Source organism: Amycolatopsis vastitatis (assembly GCF_002234595.1).
Taxonomy (GTDB): domain Bacteria; phylum Actinomycetota; class Actinomycetes; order Mycobacteriales; family Pseudonocardiaceae; genus Amycolatopsis; species Amycolatopsis vastitatis.
Genome location: NZ_NMUL01000079.1, coordinates 12,296 through 33,390, shown reverse-complemented (window position 1 = coordinate 33,390; position 21,095 = coordinate 12,296). Strand labels below are relative to the sequence as shown.

Genomic DNA, 21,095 nt, shown 5'->3' with positions numbered 1-21,095 from the left:
GCAGGCCGCGTCGCCGGATTGCGGGCACACCTACCAGAGATCCTCGGCCGGCGTGCCCGGTGAACGGTTCCCGGTCACCGCCACGGTGTCTTGGCGAGTCACCTGGGCCGGCGGCGGAGCCGCCGGCACCTTCCCGGACCTGACCACCACCGCCTCCGCCGCGCTGCGGGTCGCCGAGGCGCAAGCGCTCGGCACCGGATAGATCCCGTTCGCCTACCCGCACCAACCCCCACATTCGTTTTCTGACAGCGGTTTTCGCGCACCACCACAGAATCCGCGGTACGCGCGAGATATGCCTGGAGGGCTCTCGTGACCAGCACCGACACTCCCGCACGCGGCCAGAAGCCGGGCGGCGTGCCGACGCCGGGCTTGTGGCTGGACCGCACCGGCGCGCTCGCCGCGCCGACGTCCCGGCGTGCCGGGCGGAAGGTGCCGCACTTGGTTGCCGGGGTGTTGCTGGTCGTGCTGTGCGCCGGCGGAGCGGTCTGGTGGACCACCAGCGCCCAGGCTCGGACGCCGACCCTGGCGGTGGCCAGGCCCGTCACGGTCGGGCACGTGCTGACCAGCGCGGACCTGAGCACCGTCGACGTCTCCGCATCGCCGGGCACCGCATTCGTCCCGGCCGATGAGGCGGCCAGCGTTCTCGGGCGGCCGATGGCGACCAGCCTCGGGCCGGGCGCGCTGCTGACTCCTGACGCGGTCGGCACCGCGAAGTTGCCCGCCGTCGGCCGGGCGATCGTCGCGGTCGGTGTCAAGCCTGGACAGTTCCCGCCTGAACTCACGGCCGGAACCCCGCTGACCGTGATCGTGACTGCCACTGCGACACAGCCCACGACCACCGTGTCTTCCCCGGCGGCGGGAACGAGCTGGCCTGCCACGACGGTCGGGGTCGCACCCGCGGCCACGGACGAGACCACCGTGGTCTCGCTCGAGGCCACCACCGCGGATGCCGTGGCGCTGGCCCAGGTTCCGGCCGGGCAGCTCGCCCTGGTGATGCGGCCCGCGGGCGGTGGCCGCTGATGCTGATCGCGTTGTGCTCGGTCCACGGCTCGCCGGGCGTGACCACCCTGGCCGTCGCTCTTGCCGCGCACTGGCCCGACAGCGCTCACACTCGGAGGCTGATCGCCGAGATCGACCCGGCCGGCGGCGACCTGGCGGCGCGGTTCCACCTGCCGGCCACGCCCGGACTGGCGAGCCTCGCCGCCGCCGCGCGCCGGCACCACCGCCCGGAAGTGGTGTGGGAGCACACCCACCAACTGCCCGGCGGCGCGCGGGTGCTGGCCGCGCCGCCCGGCAGCGGGCACGCCCGCACCGCCCTGCACACCCTCGCCATGGCCCAACCTCAACTGCTGCCGGCCGCCGCCGGCGAACCCGGGGTGATCGTGCTGGCCGACTGCGGCCGGGCCGATCCCGGCACACCCGCCGAACCGATCGCCCGCCGGGCCGACGCCCTCTTACTGCTCAGCGGCACCCACGGCGAGGATCTCGCGCACACCGCGGCCCGGTTGACCGAGCTGGCCCGCTGGACGCCACGGCCCGGCCTGTTGCTCACCGGCGATGGCTACCCGACCGCCGAGGTCGAACGCGAACTCGGCGTGCCGACCATCGGGCGCCTACCCCACGATCCGGCCGCCGCAGCCACCCTGACCGGCCAACGACCACCGCACACGCGCCGCCGCCGCCGCACCGGCGGACTCGCCCGCCACGTCGCCGCGCTCGCACGCAGCCTGGCCGCACCCGCCTCCGCCGCCACGCCCGCTTCGGCAGGCGCGACTGCAGGTCAGCAGCGCATGGCCGATGGGGCCATCGCCCAGTCTTCCCGCGCCGACCTGTCTAGCGGGCGTCGGCAGCCGCCCGTTGGTGACGTATCCGGCAGCAGCGGTCCGTCGTCCTCGACCGGATCGGAGCCGGGGACATGACGGCGAGCAGGCACCCCACGCCACCATCTGCGGCCGCCGTTGAGGGTGAGGGCGCCGCGCAGCGGCTGCACACGCGGCTGCGGCGGGCCCTCGCGACGGAGCTGCCCGCACGCGTCGAGACCGAGACAGGGGCGGGGGAGAGCTCGCTGCCGCTGGCGCGGCGGCGGGAGATCGGCCGCGAGGTCCTCGAGGGCGCGGTCGTCGCGCACAGCGAGGCCGAGCTGGTCGCCGGCCGCGAGCTGGTGGACTCCGGCACCGAGCAGGGGCTCGTCGAGCAGGTGCTGGATGAGGTGTTCGGCCTCGGCGGCCTGCAGCCGCTGCTGGCCGATCCGACGGTGGAGACGATCGCGGTCAACCGCTACGACCGGGTCTTCGTCCAGCACACCGACGGCCGCCGCACCCAGGCCGCCCCGGTGGCCGCCTCGAACGAGGAACTGACGGACCTGGTCCGGACCCTGGCCGCGCGGGCGTCCTCGGAGGAGCGCCGCTTCGACCGCGGCTCACCCGCCCTGAACCTGCAGTTGCCCGGCGGCGAGCGCCTGTTCGCCGTGCTGGGATTGACCGCGGGTGGGGTGACGGCGTGCACGATCCGCCGGCATGGCTATCTCACCGCCACCCTCGCCCAGCTGCGCCGCCGCGGCACACTCGACGCCGGCCTCGAACGCTTCCTGCGCGCCATGGTGCGGGCCCGGAAGAACGTGCTGATCGTCGGCGGCACCGGTGCCGGAAAGACCACGCTGCTGCGCGCCCTCGCTGGGGAGATGGACCCGCTGGAGCGGATCGTGACCATCGAGGACGCCTTCGAGCTCGGCCTCGGGCTGGATCCCGCGCGGCACGCCGACGTCACCGCGTTGCAGGCGCGCGAGGCCAATGTGGAGGGCGAGGGCGCGATCGACCAGGCCGAGCTGGTCCGCTGGGGCCTGCGGATGAGCCCGGACCGAGTGATCGTCGGCGAGATCCGCGGGCCTGAGGTCATCCCGATGTGCAACGCGATGTCCCAGGGCAACGACGGCTCGATGGCGACGTTGCACGCGAGCAGCTCGAAGATCGCTTTCACCCGGCTGGCCTCCTACGCCGCGCAAGGCCCTGAGCGACTGCCGCTGGAAGCCACTGCCCTGCTCGTCGCCTCGGCGGTGCACTTCGTCGTGCACCTCGATCGCGCAGCAGACCGGACGACGCGGGTGATCGCCTCGATCCGTGAGGTCGTCGACGCCGAGGCCGGTTCGGTGATCTCCAACGAGGTCTACCGCCGCGGCCCGGACCGCCGCGCCGTGCCGGTGGCCGGGGCGTTGCGCGCGGACACCCTCGACGACCTGGTCGCGGCCGGATTCGACCCCGACCTGCTGTGTCGCCCGGAGGGGTGGTGGACGCCATGAGCTCCGCCGCCGCCACCACCACCACGATCGTCGCCGCCGCGCTCGGGATCGGTGCCGCTGCCGGCGCGCTGCTGATCGTCGCCGGCTGCCGCCGCACCGCGACGGTACTGTCGCCCGCGCGCAGTGCCGGGCTCGTTCGGGCCGTACGCGGTCGGGCAGGCGACCGGCGCACGCTGCTGCGCCTGACCGTGACGTTCGGCGCGGGTGTGCTGACGGGGGCCGTGACCGGATGGGTGGTCGGCGCCCTGCTGGCTACCGCAGCGGTGTGGTTCCTGCCCGGTCTGGTCGGCCCGGACCGCGCCCACGCCCGCCGGGTCGTCCGGATCGAGGCGATCGCCTCGTGGACGGAGATGCTGCGCGAAGTGCTCTCGGCGGCGGCCGGGCTCGAGCAAGCCATCCTCGCCACCGCTGCGCTCGTCCCGGCGGCGATCCGCAGCGAAATCGCTACCCTCACCGTCCGCCTGGAAAGCGGGCAGCGCCTGGCACCGGCGCTGCGCGCCCTGGCAGACGAGCTGGACGACCCGACCGCGGACCTCGTCCTCGCCGCCCTCGCCCTGGCCGCCGACCGCCAGGCTCGCCAGCTCGGCGACCTCCTCGGCTCCCTGGCCACCGCGGCCCGCGGGCAAGCCACGATGCGGATGCGGGTTGAGACCGGGCGGGCCCGGACCCGCACATCGGTCCGGGTCATCGTCGCGACGACCCTCGCCTTCGCCGCCGCGGTCGTGGTGTTCAACCGCGCCTACCTCGACGTCTACAACACCGCCGCCGGCCAGTTCGTCCTGCTGCTCCTCGGCGGCCTGTTCGCCGCCGGATTCGCCTGGCTCGCCCGCCTCGCCACCAGCCGTGCACAGAGCCGGGTACTGACCGCGGACGCCCCGAACGCGCCCGGAGCGCGTGCCGATAGCACACCATCGCCGGGGGGAGCTGAGCGCTCGTGATCCCCGCTCTCCTGCTGGGTACCGGTGCCGGTGTGGGCTGGTGGCTGCTGCTGATCTGGGTCCTGCCGCCCCGTCCGGCGCTGCGTGACCGCCTCGCCGAGCTCAGCGCGCGGCCGCCGGCCGCGCCGATCGTGGTCGCAGCCGAGGCGGCCTGGGTCACGGCCTGGGGGCGGATATTTGTGCTTGGCCTGCGAAAGCTTGGACTGTCCGGTACGCGGATCGAGGCCGATCTTCGGGTTATTGGCCGAGGCACCGACACTCACGTCGCCGAAAAGGCCCTGCTCGCCGTGGCCGGGCTGGTGGCCCCGTGGCTGCTGCACACTCTTCTCGCCCTCAGCGGGCTGTCGCTGGACGTCAAGGTTCCGTTGCTGGCCGGGCTCGTCATTGCCGCACTGGGGTTTCTGACCCCCGACCTGGACGTCCGGGCGAAGGCCACGCGGCTGCGGCGCGAGTTCCGCGACGCGCTCTCGGCGTTCCTCGACCTCGTCGGAATCACCCTCGCCGGCGGCGCCGGAGTCGAGGCCGCGCTCGGCGATGCCGCGGCCATCGGCACGGGCCCGGCATTCGACACGATCCGCCGCGCACTGCGCACCGCACAGCTGACCCGCACCACCCCGTGGAACACCCTGCGCCGGCTCGGCGAGGAACTCGACATCACCGAACTGGCCGAACTCGCCGCCTCGATCTCCCTGGCTGGCACCGAAGGCGCCCGCGTCCGTGCCTCGCTGGCCGCGAAAGCCCACAGTCTGCGCACCCACCAGGTCACCGACGCCGAAACCGACGCCCAAGCCGCCACCGAACGCATGGCCCTGCCGGTCACGTTGCTGTTCCTCGGATTCCTGGGATTCATCGCCTACCCCGCGGTGATTCAAATCCTCAATGGACTCTAGCTCGCTTCCCGTCCTCGGAACCGCGAAGGCGTTGCATGACAAGGGAAAGAAGGAACCGCCATGTTGCACTACTTCCGGACACTCTGGGAGCTGACGCGAGCACGCATCACCCTGCTGCGCGGTCAGCCCGAGCGCGGGGAGATCACCACCACGGTCATCGTCACCGCCCTGATGGCCATCGCCGCGATCGCCATTGTCGCGATCATCGTGGCGAAATTGATCCAGAAGGCGAACTCCATCGACCTCGGGCTCGGCTGACATGCTCGCCAGCCCCACCCGAACTCCTCCTCCGCCACCGCTGCCTCGCGGCGTGCTGGCTCATGTGCGGCGTGCCGTGTCGGGGGATCGGGGAGCGGTAACCGTCGAGCTGGTGATCGCGACGCCGTTGCTGCTGCTGGCGTTGCTGACGATCATCCAGTTCGCGCTGTGGTCCCACGCCACCCACGTCGCCCAAGCCGCCGCATCCCAAGCATTGGCGGCGGCTCGCGTGCAGGACGGCAGCAGCAGCGCCGGACACGCAGCTGGGCGGCGGATGCTCGACGATCTCGCCCGAGGCCCGCTGCGCGACCCGCAGATCGACGTCACCCGGACCACGACCGAAGTGACGGTGGGCGTCCACGGCGAGGCGTCCGCCGTCCTGCCCGGCATGCACCTGCCCGTGCACGCCGAAGCCGCTGGGCCCGTGGAGAGGTTCGTCGGTAATGTTTACGAGTTCACGAATTCCGAAGCGCTCCCCAGCGGGAACCGGAGCGGTGGTGGTCACTGATGAGGGTAGCTGAGGGCTTCGGTTCGGGAACTGGCGACGAGTTGTTCCAGCGCGCTCGGCGGCGTAGCCGTTCAGTCAGTGCGGACTCATGGCTGCCGGAGTTGGCTTGCGATGTCCTGCGCGACTTTCTGGGACGGCAGGCCGGATGTGTCGACGATGGTGGCTGCATCACGCAGCCATGGCAGCGCTTCCTGGTAGCGGGCGATGTGCTTGAGGCGCCACTCTCTTGCCATCGTGTCGATTTGGTCACCTTCGATCCGGGTGACAAGTTCGTCTGCCGACGCGTGCAGCACGAAGTGCTGGACGGAGATGCCTTCGCTGTCGAAGCCTTGGAAGATCTCTCGTGCGTAGCGTTCAACCAGGACTGTCTGCGGGATGATGAGGGTGCCGCCGACGTAGTTGAGGATTTCGACTGCTGTGCGGGTGACGAGTGGTCGCCACGGTGGCCAGTCCTGGAAGTCGTCGACTGGCTCGGTGAGGACGTGCCTCAGCATGTAGCCAATCTGCTCGGAGTCGAAGATCCGGGACTGTGGGATCAGCTGTGTCAGCTCGCGAGCGGTCGTGGTTTTGCCGGCCCCGAAGGTTCCGTTCAGCCATGCGATCACGTGTCACGCTATCGCGATCGGCTACTTCGTCGCCACGTCGTGCAGGCCGGGGTGGTCGAGGATGGCGGTGTAGCGAACGGCGGCTCCGACCGAGAGACCGAACAGGTCGCAGATGCGGCGAACGTCGCCGCCAGTGGCGCGCACCTCGTCCAGGATCCGGTCGGTGCGAATGTCGCGGGCGGCAGCGCCCAAGACCAGACCCGGCCACCGGGTGCCGACAGGTTTGGTTCCCAGCGCGCTGCGATAGTGGACGAACAGGTGCGGGTTGGCGGTGCGCGGCCAGCGCTGGTTGCGGTAGTTCAGGTAGGCCGTCAGCCGGACGCGGACGGGTTCGGCGAGCAGGATGGTCCGGTCGTCGAAGTGCAGGCGGCCGTCGCGGATGTCGGTGAGCCGCAGGTTGCGCAGCTGCCCGGACGACAGACCGTGGAAAGCCAGCAGCGCGGTCATCACCGCGCGGCTGGGGTCTGGCGAGGTCAGCCCTTCCTTCATCAGAGCCAGGTCGGCGGGCAGCGGCTGACGCCTTTCAGGGGCGCCGAGCCGCAACTTGGCCGTGGGATCGCTGAAGACGACCTTGTGTGTCTTGAGCACCTTGAAGATCGAGCGCAGACCGGCGCCGATGGTGTAGCGATCGTTGCCGCTGGCAGGCAGGACTGCAACCACGTCGTCGCGACTGATCTCGCGCAACGACTGGACACCGTGATTGGCCCAGTGGCGGAGGGTTGGCGAGGCCCAACGCAGTTTGATCTGCGCGGTAACGCGAACTCGCGGGCGACTGCGTGGCACGGTGACATGGCCGTCGCGAAGCACAGTCCACCACAGACGCAGCTCGTCGACCATCGTGCCCGGCAAACCCGCGACGCGAGTCTCGAACCAGATCTCGGTAGCCGGCGTGACGTCGTCCTCGATCAGCGCGTAGCTGTCAAGGAACTCGGTGATCAACTTGGCCGGAAGGTGGATGCTGGGCAGCTGGTTGATCAAGCTGGTCAGTATCGGCGCGTCCGGGGTGTCCTGCAGGCTCAGGAGAATCTCGACTCCGCGGCAGACTTTCTTCGTGGTCGAGTAGCTCCAGCCGTGCTGCTGAGCGTGTTCACGTGCTCTGCTGAACAAGAACTCGGCGGCCTCGGGATCCGGCGGCGGTGGGAAGCCTGCCCGCAAACCAGCCGGAAGATCGCGGGGAAGGTCGAGCAGCGCCAGTTGGCGGTGAGCGACGACGCGAGGCGGCGTCTGAGTGGGTGGTGGCAGCTTGGCGTACGGGGTCGCCGGGGCTGCCCGTTTGCCGCGCTGATGCAGGTTGGCCAGGAACAGTTGCTGGCCGTACTGGTTGGCGTCGGTGAGGCTCAGGCCGGTCTTGGTCCAGCGCAACGATGCGGCCTGGCGCCAGCACAGCCGACAAACACCGTCGTCGTTGACGGTGATCTCGCGTCTGCAGCAGATGCAGGTGCCGATCTCGAACTTCGTGCGCCACGAGCGGCAGCCCCAACACAGCCACTTGTGTTTGCGCACCACGCCCCAGGCGTAGCAGTCCTTGCACGAGCCAGGTTGCTGTGGCGCCTTGGGATGACACAGCACGCACAACCCTGCCGAGTAGTAATCCTTTGTGGACCCGCAACGCGAGCAGGGTGGGGGAGTGTAGGGCCCGCCGGGCAGGCAGTCGTAGCAGTAGTCCACGCGCAACGGTTTGGTCCACGCTACCGGCTTGCTGCGGCAGCGTGGGCAGGACTTCGGGGCGCCACCTTTCATACAGGCGGTTTTGATCGATTTCGCCCGAGTCGTGGCGTGACTGTCGGCCCGCCCGTCGTGGCTTCGTTGCTCTTCTTCGGTTTGCGGGCGGCGACCCTCTCAGGTTCGCAGATCAGCAGGTCGGTTGGCTGGCACCCCAACACCGAGCACAGCACATCAAGGTCGTCCAATCGGAAGGTGGTGGGCGTGGTGGTCCACCACCCGGACATCTTGCCGGCGCTGATCTCCAGTCCGGCCTCGGCCAGAAGTCGCCGCAATTCGGTCGACTTCCAGATCCCGGCCTCAGCCGCCCGCATTCTCAGGTTCCAGCGCATCAGTTCACCCCTCCTGGTCAATCAGCCGGGCGGCGATGCGGTCGTTGGCTGCCGCCCAGGCATGCTCGATGTGGTCGTCGTGGACGTGCACGTACCGGGTCGTGGTGGACAGCCACTCGTGACCCAGAAGTTCTTGCACTGCCTTGAGATCTACTCCGCGGGCATACAGCGAGGAGGCGCAGTAGTGCCGCATCCCATGCGGCGTCAGGCGGCCCTTCCAGGTCGGCAGATGTTCCGCCACTGCCTCAGCGAAACCCGACCGCAGCGTGTTCGCGCCCGCGCGCAAACAGTGGCCGGTGTCGCGATCGCGGCGCTCGCTGGGCAACAGGGGCGCGTCCAGATCGGCCCAGTCGTTGCCGAACTGGTGGCGCACGTCGGTCAACCACCACGTCAACAGCGCGTCCGCTCCGTTGATCGCTGGAACGAGCCGGGTCTTGTGGCCACGCCCCTGGCTTCCTTTCCCGTAGCGGACATGCAGCTTGCCCAACTCGCCGAGGTCCGGTCGCCAATCGCGGATGTCGAGCATGGTGGTCTCGGTGATTCGCAACCCGACGGGCCGCCACAACGAGGCCGCCAAGTAGTCCCGCGCCGCCGGCAGGTACTTCCGCGACTGGGGCACTTCCGATCGCCAGCCGGCGAACAGCAGGTCGACTTCGTCGTCCGAGGGCGGGATGCGGCACTCGCCGTAGTCCGGGTTCGTGGGCCGGTTGAACTCGTCGATCGGCTGGACGAGCACGTGGCCGGTCATGGCGTGGACGTCGCCCTGGTAGCGGGTGACGAGGAAGTCGAACAGCTGCGACAGCGTGAGCGACTTGTTGTAGATCGTGGACCGCGCGAGCTGACGCTTCTTTCGCTGGGACGAAAGGAATCGGTCTGCGTCCTCCGGCGCGGCTGTCCACAACGGACGCCCCAAGAACCGGACGAACTCAAAGATTACCAGCCGGTCTCGCCGGATCGTCTCGTCGCCGACCCCGGCGCCCACGGCGGCGAGCAGATATTGGTCGACCAGTTCCTGCTCGAAGTCTTCCAACTCCTGCGGCGTCCGCAACCGTCGCCCGCTGCCCAGCGACCGCACCACCGCGAGCGACATCCACACCTCACTTCACCAGGAGTGACCATGTGTCACATTGATCGAGCATTCTTCAGGAATCCTGACCAAACGTCAATCTTTCCTGGTCAGCGGATGAACCCACGACTACCTGCATGGAGTCGTGACCAGGGCTTCCTGAGCCCAGACGAACTCGTGAGTGTTCTGACAACGCAGGCGGACGCCGTGCCCTGAGACCCCGTGTTGCGGCAGACATTCGACGCTTGGCAGAAAGGAATACCCGATGACACAGCAGAACCTGCGCACGACGGGGTCACCGGTGCATCCCGCCGTGTTCCCGGACGGCCCGGATTCGGTGCTGCGCAACCCCGACGTCTCCGAGACGCAATGGCACCGAGAACTGGTCCGCGTCGCCTTGTATCCGTGGCTGTTCCTCACTGAACTCGCCGGGATTCTGCTGCTCGTGCTCGCGGGCGTGCTCGTCGACGGCGCCGCCTCCGTGCTCGCGCTGAGCGCTGGCATCCTGACCGTCAGCGGGAGCGTGCTGGCCGGCTGGCACCGTGCCAGTCGCATCGCCTCCGACCACCGTCACGGCCCGGCACGTCGCTGTCGTCTGGACCGGGTGCGGGGAGAGTTCTTTCTCCGTAGCCGCGACTTCAGCGGCCTCGGCACCGCGAGTGCGGCGGCAGGGACGCTGTTCGCCGGCGTGGACGAGCTGTACCGCAGCCCGGCCCGAGACTGGATCGACCCGGCGCTGTGCGCCGAGGTACATCGGGTGGCGTGGCAGGCGTTGTGCTGCCTGGACCGCACGCGCGGCGCCCGCGGCCTCGCCGCGGAACTGGCCGCCGACCCCGCTTCCGCGGTCGGCGACCTGGCTATTGCGGCACGCCCCGCCGTGACCGCCATCGACGACGCGCTGGAGGAGGTCGTGGGCCACATCCATGCCTGCCTGGTGCTGACCCGCGCCTGGGAAGCCAAACTGCGCCACACCGACCTCACCGCCCAGGCGGAACACACGCTCTCCGCCCTGCCCGGCCCCGACCAGCTGCGGCGACTGTCCGAGGCCGCAAAGACACTGCCCCAAGCCGTGTTCGCCTACATCACCGCGGCCCGCGACGTCACCGACGCCGGACCATTCCCCTGGGAACAGCCCACCCCGCCCCAGTCGCGACGTCGCCGAGCCCTCCGGTCCCACCTCGGCACACCGTTCGTGAGAACGTCGCCCGGACACGCCCGAGCTGGCGACGGCCTGCCGTGACCGGAGCGGCCTCGGCGAGGACGGCGCGGAGCCGGTGGTGGGCCGGCGACCGCGGTTCGGTGACGGCCGAGGCCGTGCTGCTCACCCCGGTTCTGGTGCTGCTGCTGGTGTTCATCGCGGTCGTGGTCCATCGCGGTGTCGACGCCCGGCTGCGCCTCGACGACGTCGCGCACCAGGCCGCGCGCGCCGCCAGCCAGCAACGCACCACCACCGCGGCAACCGCTGCCGCCCGCGATACGGCCACGTCCGCGCTTGCGCGGGCGGGGATTGTCTGCCACGACGTGTCGACCAGCGCCACGACGACGGCCAGCCCGGGCGGGACGGTCGTGGTCGTCGTGCGGTGCACCGTCGATCTCGGCCAGGCCCTGCTGCTCGGCGTCGCGAGCCGGACCATGCAGGCCACCGCGACCGAAGTCATCGACACCTACCGATCGCCAGCCCATCCCCGGGAGCCCCGATGAGCGAGTCAGCGCGCGGCCCCCACGCCCTCGATGTAGGCACGGACCTGGCGCCCGGTCAGCGTCCGGTGCTCGAGCAGTCCCGCCGCGACGTGGCCGACCTGCGGCCAGTGCTGCTCGATCAGGTCCCGCGCGATGCCCGCTCACGGGTCGGCCCCGCGAGCGGCGAGCCCGTAGGCGCGGCGCGCCTGCGCGATGAGTGCCAGGTCGTCATGGCCGCCGTGCAGGTAGGTATCGAGGGTGACGTCCTCGGGCGTCAGATCTTCCCGCCGCAGCTCAACCGTGTCGGTGGTGTCGAGGACGTGGCGAGCTTGGGCCAGCGGCCCGGCGTGCGCGACCACCGCGACCGAGGACAAGTCCACCCGGCGCGGACGGACCGCGGTGAACCCGGCCCGTCCGGTACCGCGGGGCCGCAGGGTGACATACCGCAGCGAACGGCCCTGCAGCACCTAGACGATGGCGTGCCCGGTCTCGTGCCAGGCGGTCAGCGTGTCCTCCCGCGAGCACGGCGTGGACGGATGCGGCACGTCGTCGGTCACGTCGGACGGTCTGCTCGACCGCCTGGTGCGTCGGGGACGTGCGGTCCGACCGGGTGGCGCCGGCGAGTGTGGTGGCGGGCCGATGACGGCCAAGTCTCGGCGTTCGTCGTCGTTCTGCTGACCGGGATTCTCGCGCTGGCGGGGCTTGGGCTTGACGGTGGGCTCGCGCTCGCGGCGAAAGTCCGGGTCACCGGCCAAGCGGAGTCGGCGGCCCGTGCCGGCGCCCAGGCGATCGACCTCGGCCTCTACCGTGCCACCGGCCGGCTCCGGCTCCTTCCGGTGGAGGCCGACGCGCTCGCTCGCGGCTACCTCGCCAGTGTCGGCGCCACCGGCACCGGCACCGTCACGGTCGCTGGCGACACCGTGACCGTCACCGTCACGACCACACAGCCGACCCAGCTGCTGTCGCTGATCGGCGTGCGCGAAATCCGCGCCCACGCCACCGGCTCCGCGCACCCGCAACTCGGAGTATCAGGCATCGAACCCTGAGCACGGCAGCACCGTCACGGAAGGAGAAAATCGGCATGGTCACCACGGACGAAGAAATCACCCGCCGCCTGCAGGAAACTGACTCTGCGCGCAGCACTCGCCGCGCGCAGGCCGCCACCACCGTGGGAGAGCTGGCCCGCCGGCACGCCGAGCTGGCCGATCAGCTCGGCGAGATCGAACGCCAGGTCGGCGCGGCCCTGACCGCGGCCGCCGACGTCATCGACGTGCCCGAACTGGCTCAAGTCACCGATGTCCCCGCCGACGACCTCACCCGATGGCGCGACCAGGCCGTCAAACCCACTCGCGGCAGCAGACGCAAACGCCCGAACGAGAAGAAGAACGGCATCGGGCGCACAGACACCGATGCGGGCGCCGAGCCGCGTCCCGCTGCACCGTCGGCCGTATCCGGGGCCGTCGGCACGGCCGGGACAGCGGTCGGCGCGGCGAGCAGCTGATGGTGGCGCCGTCTGCCCGTAGGCGGATCGCGCGCGTTGCGCGGATGGCCGGCCGGGTGGCACGCGGGCTGCTCGCGGCCACGCTGCTGGCCGCGCTGGTGGCCGCACTGCCGTGGGCGCTCAGCTACGGCGTCGGGTGGCCGTTGCCGGACCACCTGCCCGGTCTGGACGAGATCGGGACGGTGTTGATGGCACCGATGTCGAGCAGGTTCCTGCTCGATGCGCTCGCCTGCGCCGGGTGGCTGCTGTGGCTGGTCTTCTTGCTCGACGTCGCCGCATGCGCGGTCGAGGTCGTCCGGGGAGCCCGATGGCCGTACCTGCGTCCGCAGAGCGGGCCGGTGCGGCGCGTCGCGGCCGCGCTCATCGGCGCCCTGCTGATCGCCGTACTGGGTCGCACCGCCACCGCCGCACCGACCGAGGCTGCCCGGCCCGTCGGCCACACTCCCCTCGTCGCGACCGCCCCCGCCGAGACGACGCCGATCGCTGGCGAGCCCACCGGCACACAGCAGCCCCCGTCTCTGGCAGACCCCCGGGTCGAACGGGTCCGGTCACCGGAGAACGGAGTGCACGACTCGCTGTGGCGGATCGCGCAGCGCTGCCTGGGTGACGGCGACCGGTGGCCGGAGATCTGGGCCCTCAACCAGGGGACCATCCAGCCCGGCGGACGCGTGCTGACCAACCCGAACCGAATCCACCCCGGCGACACCCTCCACCTCCCCAAGGCCAGCTCACCGCCCACCCGGCCCGCCCCGCCACCGGCTCCATCGCCGCGCCCGGTACCCACAACGCCGGTTCCCGCCACCGAGGCGGCACCTGCGGCATCGACGACGGCGACACCACCGCCGTCGGAACCTGCTGCATCCAGTACGCCTGGTGGCGGGCGCGCCAACGGCGCCGCAGCGGACGGGCCAGCCGTGGGTGCGGCGACCTGGGGCAGCGGTGAGGTGTTCGTCAGTGTGGGCCTGGCCGCGGCGATCAGTGCCCTGCTGGTGCTCGCGCGGCGGCGGCACCGAGCGCGCTACCGGCCCGGCAGCAGCCGACGAGACGACGTGCCGGCCACACCGGTGGTCTACCAGCTGCGCCTGGCCCACCTGCGCTCCCGGCAGCACGACGAAGACAGCGACCTGGAAGCCGCGAGCGATCAGCAGACCGACGACCCGACCCCGCACGAGCCACCTCACGGGCATGCCCCATCCGACGCCGCGTCGCGACCGGACACCGGCATGCCCGGGCACACGGGATCCGGGAACCATCGGGTGCTGGCCCGTCGCAGCCGCTGCGTCATCGGCGCCCCCACACCCGACGTCGGGCCGCGGAACCCACCGTCGGTGGTGGAGATAGCCCTCGACCCGACCAACGACGGCGTCGACGGCGAGACCACGAACGCCGCCGCGGGCGAGGGATCGGAGATTGCCCTCGACCTGGCCCGCGTCCACGGCCTCGGCCTGCTCGGACCGGGCGGCTACGCCGCGGCCCGCGCACTGCTGCTCACGATCCTCACCTCCAGGACGCAGGGACGGCCGACACCGACGGTGCTCGTGCCCACCATCGACCTGGCCCGCCTGCTCGGCGTGCCGCCATCCGCGGTGGACCTGCCGGACACCGTCACTGTGGTTGCTGACCTCGACACCGCGCTGGCCGCCCTCGACGTCCAGCAGCCACACCGGCCCACCGTTCTCATCGCGGCGCCGCCGGACGAACCGGACCGGCAGGCGCAGCTGCAGCAGCTGCTCGACAACCGCGCCCAGCACGGCCTCACCGCGCTGCTGCTGGGCCAATGGCGCGCCGGAGTGACCGCCTACGTCACCGCCGACGGGATCATCTCCGCGACCGACCCTGGACTCGGCGAGCCGCTGCGCGGCACCCGCGCCTTCACCCTTCCCGAGACCGCCACCCGCGACCTGCTGGCCTTCCTGCGAACCACCCAGCCTCACGAGCATGCCGGGGATCTGAGCGACGAGGCGGAATCTCACGCCGCGCCGAAGGCTGAGCCGTCCCAGCTTGAGTCTTTCGACGGCGGTCCTAACCGACTGGAAATCACCTCAGGCCCGCCGGTGCCGGATCCACGCCCCGCCGAGGCCGGCGAGCCCGGCGGCGAGTTGCGCCCACTGCCACAGGCGGCCGACACGGACCCGGAATCACCGGCACCGCTGGTGCTGACGGTGTTCGGCACTCCGGCGTTGCACTGGCGGCCTGATCCCGGACGGCCCGGGGCCGAGCTGCGCGACCTGTCCGGGGAGTTGAGCAGCCGACCGCTCGAACTGCTGGTGTATCTGGCGGTGCATCCCAGCGGGGTGTCCCGCGACGGCATCGTCGATGCCCTCTGGCCCGACGAACCGCCCCGCAACCCCGCCAGCGTGCTGCGCACGGTGATCTCCCGGATCCGCCGCGCCCTCGACACCGCCACCCACGGCACCGTCGGCGAACTGGTGCTGGCCGAGCACGGCCACTACCGGCTCGACCCGTCCGCCGTGGAGGTCGACTACTGGCGCTTCGCCGCCGCGGTCACCCGCCGCCGCACCGCCACCACGCCCGAGCAGCGCGCCAACGCCGACGAGGCGATCGTGACGCACCACAGGGGACTCCTGGCCGACGGCCTGGACACCGAATGGCTGGTCGCCGCCCGGGAAGCGACCCGCCGCGACGCGCTCGACGCGGTGGCCGCGCTCGCCCGCACCCGGGTGGAGACCGATCCCGCCTACACACTGGATCTGCTGGAGACCGCGCGTGCGTTCGATCCCCACAACGAGCTGCTCTACCGCGACATCATGCGCCTGCAGCACGCACTCGGCCGGCACGACGCCATCTCCCGAACCCTCACCCTCCTGCAGACCCGCCTGGCCGAACTCGACACCACACCCACCCCCGACACCGCCGACCTCGCCGAGGCGCTGCGCGCCCGCCACACCGGCATCCCCGTCAACGCGCCTCCCCATCCACGGCCTCATGAATGAGCAACCCGACGGTTCTCGACAACGCCTCGACACGACGCCACATCATGCGCGGTTCGCGCCGGTAAAGACAATTATCCGGAACAGTGAAATACCTCGATTCCAGGCTGATGTCCCGTCCACATCAATGCTAGCGTCGACTGCGACAGCACCACTATCGAGGCTGAAGAAAAAGAACCCTGTGGGCGCGTATCAGTATTCCACGCCAAGCCCGACGCTTGTTTGCGCCGAGTCTCTTGCGCGAGTGCCGCATGCCTCGACGACGCCACGATACCGCAGCGCCAACCACGACACCCGCGCCGAGCCTCCCGCTCTCACCTCGAGGTTCCCCGCGACGCTCGGCGCCGCCGGTGACCTGGCGAGTGGCTGCCAGCCGTGGGGCCGCCGGCCCGGCCGATCAGCCTCGTCCTCCGGTATCCGCCCAAGCTGGATCCCTCCTTTGCGGCCGTCTTCGCAGGTCAACCCAGCTCAAGGGGGATCCACCGGTATCCCAGACTCGCTTGACGGCAAGCGGGAAAACACATCAGGCCCCGCACGCGTGTCAGACGGACTCCTCGACCCTCTGGGCGCTGCCTCGCTGCCATATGTCTCACGATCCGACGTGGTCGACTTCCGAGAACTATTTTTTCCTCTCGCCTTTTCCTGTCGCTCTATATGTGGCCGGCATCTCCCGTTTCACGTGCGAACTCAAGCTCCTGACCTGCACAAACATTCTCGGAAATGGGCAGCAATTGTCGGGCAACGGTCCGACAAATTTCCGAAATTCGCCCGGGAAAACTATTGCGCCGCCGCCCGTGATCGAGTTACGTTTGTCGTGTCACCGGGAAGCCGGAAAGGTCAAACCGCCAAAGATTCGCAACCGGATGTGAAACACTTCCCGGTTTTGAGGAATCAGCGAAACGCGAATGGGGACCGCTATGTGCACCATGAACGGAAACCACCAGGACGCACCCCGCACAACGGTGCCGACGCTCGCGCCCGTCAACATCACCACCATCACCGCCGAAGAAATCGACCGGTGGTTGTGTGAATGCGGAAACACGCCCCACGGCGACGGCTTCGACTTTGTCGACCGCCACGGCAACAGCGTCGACCCCACCCCCGAACAGTGGCCCGAACCGCTGTATATGTGCAACAACTGCGGCCTCGTCATGGACGCCGCCACCGTCGACATCACCGCACACACCGTAGCGGTCATCGGCCGTATCGCCCGGTAACACAACAACACCACAAACCCCGGGCGACCGCCCGACATCCGGGACCCGCCGTGAAAGGACCCGACACGATGACCACCCCAGCCACGATTCCGGCCCCGAGCGCCGCCCCCGGCGCGGCCACCCGGCTCCGCAATGGCGAACTTCGGCGCAGGGTTGCCGAACAGCTCGCCAGCGAACCCACCGCCGAACTCACCCCCGGGGCCATCGCACGCAAGCTCGGCCATTCGTCCGGCGCGGTTGGCAACGCACTGGCCAAATTGGACGCTGACGGCGCGGCGGAACGCGTCGGCGTCAGCCCCGCCACCTACCGCGCGACGCCCAAAACCGCCGACGCGGCGAAAAGGGCTACCGTTTCCCCGCCGACCTCACCGCCGCCGTCCACACCGCCAGCCCTCGCCGAGCCGCCCGTGGTGACCGGTCCGGTGCGCCGCCCGAACGGGCAGATGTACCACCCGCGCAAACTGTCGAACCTGCCGGACGTCACCGCGCTGCGGCGGCTGCGGAAGGCAGGGGTGGCCGCGCTCATGTACGGCCCGCCCGGGACGGGGAAAACGTCGGTCGTCGAGGCAGCGTTCCCCGACATCGTGACCGTGCAAGGCGACAGCGACACCATTGTCGACGATTTCGTGGGTTCCTACGTGCCGACACCGGAGGGAAGTTTCAAGTTCGTGGACGGCCCGCTGGTGACCGCGATGCGCGAGGGTCGCGCGTTGTTCATCGACGACGCCACCCTCATTCCGCCGCCCGTGCTGGCCGTGGTGTACCCCGCGATGGACGGCCGCCGTCAGGTCACGGTCAAGGCGAACAAGGGCGAAGTGGTCAACGCTGCCCCCGGGTTCTACGTCGTAGCGGGACACAACCCGGGCGTGCACGGGGCCATCCTGTCCGACGCGCTGTCGTCCCGGTTCGCCGCCCAGATCCACGTGTCCACCGACTACGACCTCGCCACCCGACTCAAGATCGAGCCCAAAGCGGTACGCGTGGCCAAAAACCTCGCGCTACGGCAGGAGAAGGGCGACATCGGATGGGCGCCGCAGCTGCGTGAGCTGATCGCGTTCGGCCGCATCGCCGAGGCTCTGGGCACGAAGGCCGCCGCCGGGAACCTCATCGGTGTCGCGCCCGACGAGGACCGCGAGATCGTCGCCGAAGCGGTCCGCAGCGTGTTCGGTGCCGACATCGCGCCGCTGTCGCTGGGGCCGCAGATCTGACACCGCGCGCGCCACCTTCCCGGACAAACCCGCCGACATCGCGAAAGGACGCCCCGATGACCGCGCACATAGCCCCCGCCGCCGCCCCCACCGCCGTGTTCCCTGCCCCGCCCGGGTGGCTGAGCATGTCCGCCGCGTTCGGGGACGAGGTCCCCGCCATCGCCGACCGCGACGACCTCGTGGTCACCGTCGCCCCGGGGGCGGGGCACGGCGCGCCGGCATGCTTTTTCCCGGACCTCGCCACGATCGAGGTCGACGGCGTCCACCTCGCCCCCGGGGTCGACCCGGCAACGGTCGCCCCCCACCGCATCGGGGACCGCAAGCGCTACCGCACCCTATGGGGGCTGCTGACCCACGAATGCGGGCACGCCGCCCACTCGCGATGGCGCGCACCCGAGGACGCCCCGCCCGGGGCGGTGGCGGCGGCGGAGCTGTTGGAAGAGTCCCGCATGGAAGCGCAACAGCTCCGACGCCGCCCCGCAGACCGGTACTGGCTACGAGGTAGCGCCACCAACTTGATCCTCGCCGACACCGACGCGAAGGCGCTCACCATGTCCAAACCCAGCGCGGCACGGACGGCGGCGCTGCTGCTGGCGCGCGTGGACGGCGGAGTCCTCAACGCCCGCGAAACGGCCACCGTCGCGTCGACGGTCGAGGGCATTCTCGGTGCCGACACCCTGGACATCCTGCGCGCGATCTGGCGAGAAGCACACCGCACCGCCGACGACGACGCCCACACGATGATCGAACTCGGGCGGCGCTGGTGCGAAGCCATCGGCACCGACCCCGACGACGCCGACCCGACGAGCACCACCTCCGGGGACGGCGAACCGGGCGACGCTGACCCGGGCGACGCCGACCCGGGGGACGCCGAACCGTCACCGCTGGCCACGGCGGTCACCGACGCTGTCGGCACCATCGCGGCAACGGTGAGCACCGAAACCGCACCCACCGACCCGATCACCGAACGGTTGGAAGCCGCCGCCCGCGACGAGGCCGCCCGCGAGGCAGCCGCGCACATCGCGCGAGCGGTGTTCTCCGGCGGCGGCAGCCGGACGGGCAGCACCGCCACCCTGGGCACCCGTGCGCCGAGCGGCGCCGAACGCGCCGCCGCGCAGCACCTTGCCCGCACGTTGGACACCGCCGGAGTGCGGGAACGGGCCGAGACCAAGACGACCTCGGTCATCCCCCCGGGGCGGCTGCGGGTGCGGGGCGCGGTGGCCGCGTCCGCGCAACGCGCGGCGGGCACGATACCCACCGCCGAACCGTTCATCCGCACCAACCGCACGACCGTGCCCACGCCACCACTTCGGCTCGGCATCGCGTGCGACGTGTCCAGTTCCATGAAAGCCTTCGCCGGACCGGTGGCCTCGGCCGCCTGGATCCTTGCCCACGCCGCCCACAACACCCGGGTGCCCGCCACCACCGCCACCGTGATCTTCGGTCGCTACGTCCGCCCGATCACCCACCCCGGCAGTCCGCCCCGCGCAGTGACGGAATTCGCCGCAAATGACGGCGTGGAAGCGATCGACAAAGCGATCAACGCCCTCGACGGTGCCCTCAACCTCTCGCACGCCGACGCCGCGCGGTTGCTGGTCATCGTGACCGACACCTACATCGTCGACGAGACCTACCGCCGCAACGCCCAGAAACACCTCGCGCGATTGCGCGCAACCGGGTGCGCCGTGTTGTGGCTGACCCCGGAAGGTGCTGCCCCCGAACCCGACCTGGTCGGGAGCGACATCGTGCACACGCTCACCGATCCGACAACCACCGCGCGGGAAATCGGGCGCGCCGCCACCGCCGCGCTCCGCGCCACCCACTGAACCAGCCCCGGGGTGGGCGGGCAACCACCCACCCCGGGGACACCGACACCCCAGGAGGCATCCATGTTCGCCACTACGCCTTCGACACCCGCCGCCAACGTCGACGCCGTCCCCGACGAGACCGGACGCGCCGACGCCGTCACCGGACGCGCCGCGTTCTTCCTCGGCCGGGGCCACCGGGCAACCGCCCGCGCCGTGTTCACCTCCTGCGCACCCGGTACGCCACCGGACCCGTTCACGCTCGCGTGCCTGCCCGTCGGCAGGCGACTGCTGGAAGCCGCCACCGCCGAGGATTTCGGCAACGCGCTTGCGGAGTTAGCTGACGCGTGGACGACGGCGGGCTACGGCTACGCCAACCTCCGCGACGGCGGCCCGCTGGAACCCGACCCACTGACGGCCCCGCCACCGGACGGGACGCCCTTCGAAGACTGCGGCGGGTACGAGGACTGCGGCGAGTGCGAAGTCCACCGGGTACCGAAACCGACCCGCTGGGCTTGGTACAGCTACGCCTTCGATGGCGATCGGGTCCTGTGCTTCCTGCCCCGCATCTATCACGACACCATCCATGGCGGGTACTGGAACACCGTCCACCTTGCGCCGGGGCTACCACCTCGCGTGGAACTCACGCCGGCGGGCCGAACGTACGGCGAGTCGTATCCCGCGACCGCCGCCCTCGACCTGCCCGCCCTGGCCGTATGGATCATGGCCGAGCTGACCACCCTCGGCCGACGTGACGACTCGGCGATCTGGTCGCACATCCGCTACGCCGCTGTCGTCAACACCACCCTCAACGAGATCCGCCTGTTGCTGTTCGGCCTCGCCGACCAGGGCCCTGACGAGTCCGGCAACTGGTCCGATCACAGCCGCGCTTTCCAGGAACTCAACGCCACTATCCAGGCCCACAACTGGACAAACCAGATCGTTTCTGGCGACTGCCGTTTCGGCTATTTTGACCACCCCGTTTCCGCGTACGACCTTCCGGCCAGCCGGACGCGGCAACGGCCCCCGGGCACCGTCACCGTCGTGACCGACCCGCGCCCCTTCTGGCCCTGACCCGCAAGAGCCAGAAGGTCCGACCGCCTCGCTTCGAAAGGACAC

General features: G+C 70.4%; 21 protein-coding genes and 1 pseudogene. 17 read left to right on the top strand and 5 right to left on the bottom strand.

Annotation, left to right across the window (positions count from 1 at the left end; all coding sequences use genetic code 11):
- The 8 genes and pseudogenes from CF165_RS51560 to CF165_RS47075 form a co-directional block, all read left to right on the top strand.
- Positions 1-202: pseudogene (locus tag CF165_RS51560) on the top strand (hypothetical protein); the annotation flags it as partial.
- A gap of 107 nt (positions 203-309) precedes the next feature.
- Positions 310-1,020 (top strand): SAF domain-containing protein, encoded by a 711-nt coding sequence (locus CF165_RS47105; protein ID WP_240522163.1) that lies wholly within the window; start codon positions 310-312, stop codon positions 1,018-1,020.
- The gene (locus tag CF165_RS47100) at positions 1,020-1,919 is read left to right on the top strand and encodes a CpaE/TadZ family protein (RefSeq protein WP_205661202.1); all 900 of its coding nucleotides are present in this window, start codon (positions 1,020-1,022) and stop codon (positions 1,917-1,919) included. Before CF165_RS47105 ends, CF165_RS47100 begins: the two co-directional genes overlap by 1 nt.
- On the top strand, positions 1,916-3,295 hold the full coding sequence (locus CF165_RS47095) for a TadA family conjugal transfer-associated ATPase (RefSeq protein WP_093954120.1): 1,380 nt from the start codon (positions 1,916-1,918) through the stop codon (positions 3,293-3,295). Before CF165_RS47100 ends, CF165_RS47095 begins: the two co-directional genes overlap by 4 nt.
- Positions 3,292-4,233, top strand: coding sequence for a type II secretion system F family protein (locus CF165_RS47090; RefSeq protein ID WP_093954123.1), 942 nt, complete (start codon positions 3,292-3,294; stop codon positions 4,231-4,233). Before CF165_RS47095 ends, CF165_RS47090 begins: the two co-directional genes overlap by 4 nt.
- Positions 4,230-5,123 (top strand): type II secretion system F family protein, encoded by an 894-nt coding sequence (locus tag CF165_RS47085; protein ID WP_093954119.1) that lies wholly within the window; start codon positions 4,230-4,232, stop codon positions 5,121-5,123. Before CF165_RS47090 ends, CF165_RS47085 begins: the two co-directional genes overlap by 4 nt.
- Positions 5,124-5,183: 60 nt before the next feature.
- The gene (locus tag CF165_RS47080; RefSeq protein ID WP_093954118.1) at positions 5,184-5,381 is read left to right on the top strand and encodes a hypothetical protein; all 198 of its coding nucleotides are present in this window, start codon (positions 5,184-5,186) and stop codon (positions 5,379-5,381) included.
- Between the two features lie 112 nt (positions 5,382-5,493).
- Positions 5,494-5,889 (top strand): TadE/TadG family type IV pilus assembly protein, encoded by a 396-nt coding sequence (locus CF165_RS47075; protein ID WP_439098558.1) that lies wholly within the window; start codon positions 5,494-5,496, stop codon positions 5,887-5,889.
- An 86-nt stretch (positions 5,890-5,975) separates the two neighbouring features.
- On the opposite strand, the gene CF165_RS47070 is transcribed toward CF165_RS47075, so the two are convergent.
- The 4 genes from CF165_RS47070 to CF165_RS47055 all read right to left on the bottom strand — a co-directional run bounded on the left by CF165_RS47070 (position 5,976) and on the right by CF165_RS47055 (position 9,638).
- Entirely contained in the window at positions 5,976-6,494 is a 519-nt protein-coding gene (locus tag CF165_RS47070; protein WP_093954116.1) for a P-loop nucleotide/nucleoside kinase family protein, read from the bottom strand.
- A 21-nt stretch (positions 6,495-6,515) separates the two neighbouring features.
- Entirely contained in the window at positions 6,516-8,000 is a 1,485-nt protein-coding gene (locus CF165_RS47065; RefSeq protein WP_205661201.1) for a site-specific integrase, read from the bottom strand.
- 230 nt (positions 8,001-8,230) lie between these two features.
- The gene (locus CF165_RS47060; RefSeq protein WP_093954114.1) at positions 8,231-8,548 is read right to left on the bottom strand and encodes a helix-turn-helix domain-containing protein; all 318 of its coding nucleotides are present in this window, start codon (positions 8,546-8,548) and stop codon (positions 8,231-8,233) included.
- A 4-nt stretch (positions 8,549-8,552) separates the two neighbouring features.
- Positions 8,553-9,638 (bottom strand): tyrosine-type recombinase/integrase, encoded by a 1,086-nt coding sequence (locus CF165_RS47055; protein WP_093954122.1) that lies wholly within the window; start codon positions 9,636-9,638, stop codon positions 8,553-8,555.
- A gap of 241 nt (positions 9,639-9,879) precedes the next feature.
- Here CF165_RS47055 and CF165_RS47050 point away from each other — a divergent pair, with 241 nt between their 5' ends.
- Both CF165_RS47050 and CF165_RS47045 read left to right on the top strand, forming a co-directional pair.
- A complete protein-coding gene (locus CF165_RS47050; RefSeq protein WP_093954113.1) occupies positions 9,880-10,854 on the top strand; it encodes a hypothetical protein in 975 nt (324 codons plus the stop codon).
- Positions 10,855-10,913: 59 nt separating this feature from the next.
- Positions 10,914-11,315, top strand: a complete 402-nt coding sequence (locus tag CF165_RS47045) for a TadE/TadG family type IV pilus assembly protein (RefSeq protein WP_240522161.1) — start codon at positions 10,914-10,916, stop codon at positions 11,313-11,315.
- 140 nt (positions 11,316-11,455) lie between these two features.
- Here the strand turns inward: CF165_RS47045 and CF165_RS47040 are convergent, their stop codons facing one another.
- Complete coding sequence (locus CF165_RS47040) at positions 11,456-11,761, bottom strand: hypothetical protein (RefSeq protein WP_093954111.1); 306 nt, start codon at positions 11,759-11,761, stop codon at positions 11,456-11,458.
- A gap of 156 nt (positions 11,762-11,917) precedes the next feature.
- On the opposite strand from CF165_RS47040, the gene CF165_RS47035 reads away from it, so the two are divergent.
- The 7 genes from CF165_RS47035 (at position 11,918) to CF165_RS47005 (ending at position 21,050) form a co-directional block, all read left to right on the top strand.
- The gene (locus CF165_RS47035) at positions 11,918-12,340 is read left to right on the top strand and encodes a pilus assembly protein TadG-related protein (RefSeq protein WP_093954110.1); all 423 of its coding nucleotides are present in this window, start codon (positions 11,918-11,920) and stop codon (positions 12,338-12,340) included.
- Between the two features lie 35 nt (positions 12,341-12,375).
- The gene (locus tag CF165_RS47030) at positions 12,376-12,795 is read left to right on the top strand and encodes a hypothetical protein (RefSeq protein ID WP_205661200.1); all 420 of its coding nucleotides are present in this window, start codon (positions 12,376-12,378) and stop codon (positions 12,793-12,795) included.
- A 44-nt stretch (positions 12,796-12,839) separates the two neighbouring features.
- Positions 12,840-15,749 carry a BTAD domain-containing putative transcriptional regulator gene (locus CF165_RS47025; RefSeq protein ID WP_240522160.1) on the top strand — a complete coding sequence of 970 codons (2,910 nt, stop codon included), beginning with the start codon at positions 12,840-12,842 and terminating at the stop codon, positions 15,747-15,749.
- Positions 15,750-16,672: 923 nt separating this feature from the next.
- Positions 16,673-16,963, top strand: a complete 291-nt coding sequence (locus CF165_RS47020; protein ID WP_143268876.1) for a hypothetical protein — start codon at positions 16,673-16,675, stop codon at positions 16,961-16,963.
- A gap of 68 nt (positions 16,964-17,031) precedes the next feature.
- Positions 17,032-18,171, top strand: coding sequence for an AAA family ATPase (locus CF165_RS47015; protein WP_093954107.1), 1,140 nt, complete (start codon positions 17,032-17,034; stop codon positions 18,169-18,171).
- A 56-nt stretch (positions 18,172-18,227) separates the two neighbouring features.
- Positions 18,228-19,997, top strand: coding sequence for a VWA domain-containing protein (locus CF165_RS47010; protein ID WP_093954106.1), 1,770 nt, complete (start codon positions 18,228-18,230; stop codon positions 19,995-19,997).
- Positions 19,998-20,060: 63 nt separating this feature from the next.
- On the top strand, positions 20,061-21,050 hold the full coding sequence (locus tag CF165_RS47005; RefSeq protein ID WP_093954105.1) for a hypothetical protein: 990 nt from the start codon (positions 20,061-20,063) through the stop codon (positions 21,048-21,050).
- Positions 21,051-21,095: the final 45 nt, after the last annotated feature.

What these genes read in the sequence shown, in the direction of transcription:
- CF165_RS47100 (WP_205661202.1), top strand. Translation starts at nt 1,020, where the DNA reads ATGCTGATCGCGTTGTGCTCGGTCCACGGCTCGCCGGGCGTGACCACC.
- CF165_RS47095 (WP_093954120.1), top strand. Translation starts at nt 1,916, where the DNA reads ATGACGGCGAGCAGGCACCCCACGCCACCATCTGCGGCCGCCGTTGAG.
- CF165_RS47090 (WP_093954123.1), top strand. Translation starts at nt 3,292, where the DNA reads ATGAGCTCCGCCGCCGCCACCACCACCACGATCGTCGCCGCCGCGCTC.
- CF165_RS47080 (WP_093954118.1), top strand. Translation starts at nt 5,184, where the DNA reads ATGTTGCACTACTTCCGGACACTCTGGGAGCTGACGCGAGCACGCATC.
- CF165_RS47060 (WP_093954114.1), bottom strand. Translation starts at nt 8,548, where the DNA reads ATGCGCTGGAACCTGAGAATGCGGGCGGCTGAGGCCGGGATCTGGAAG.
- CF165_RS47055 (WP_093954122.1), bottom strand. Translation starts at nt 9,638, where the DNA reads ATGTCGCTCGCGGTGGTGCGGTCGCTGGGCAGCGGGCGACGGTTGCGG.
- CF165_RS47050 (WP_093954113.1), top strand. Translation starts at nt 9,880, where the DNA reads ATGACACAGCAGAACCTGCGCACGACGGGGTCACCGGTGCATCCCGCC.
- CF165_RS47030 (WP_205661200.1), top strand. Translation starts at nt 12,376, where the DNA reads ATGGTCACCACGGACGAAGAAATCACCCGCCGCCTGCAGGAAACTGAC.
- CF165_RS47025 (WP_240522160.1), top strand. Translation starts at nt 12,840, where the DNA reads ATGGCCGGCCGGGTGGCACGCGGGCTGCTCGCGGCCACGCTGCTGGCC.
- CF165_RS47020 (WP_143268876.1), top strand. Translation starts at nt 16,673, where the DNA reads ATGAACGGAAACCACCAGGACGCACCCCGCACAACGGTGCCGACGCTC.
- CF165_RS47015 (WP_093954107.1), top strand. Translation starts at nt 17,032, where the DNA reads ATGACCACCCCAGCCACGATTCCGGCCCCGAGCGCCGCCCCCGGCGCG.
- CF165_RS47010 (WP_093954106.1), top strand. Translation starts at nt 18,228, where the DNA reads ATGACCGCGCACATAGCCCCCGCCGCCGCCCCCACCGCCGTGTTCCCT.
- CF165_RS47005 (WP_093954105.1), top strand. Translation starts at nt 20,061, where the DNA reads ATGTTCGCCACTACGCCTTCGACACCCGCCGCCAACGTCGACGCCGTC.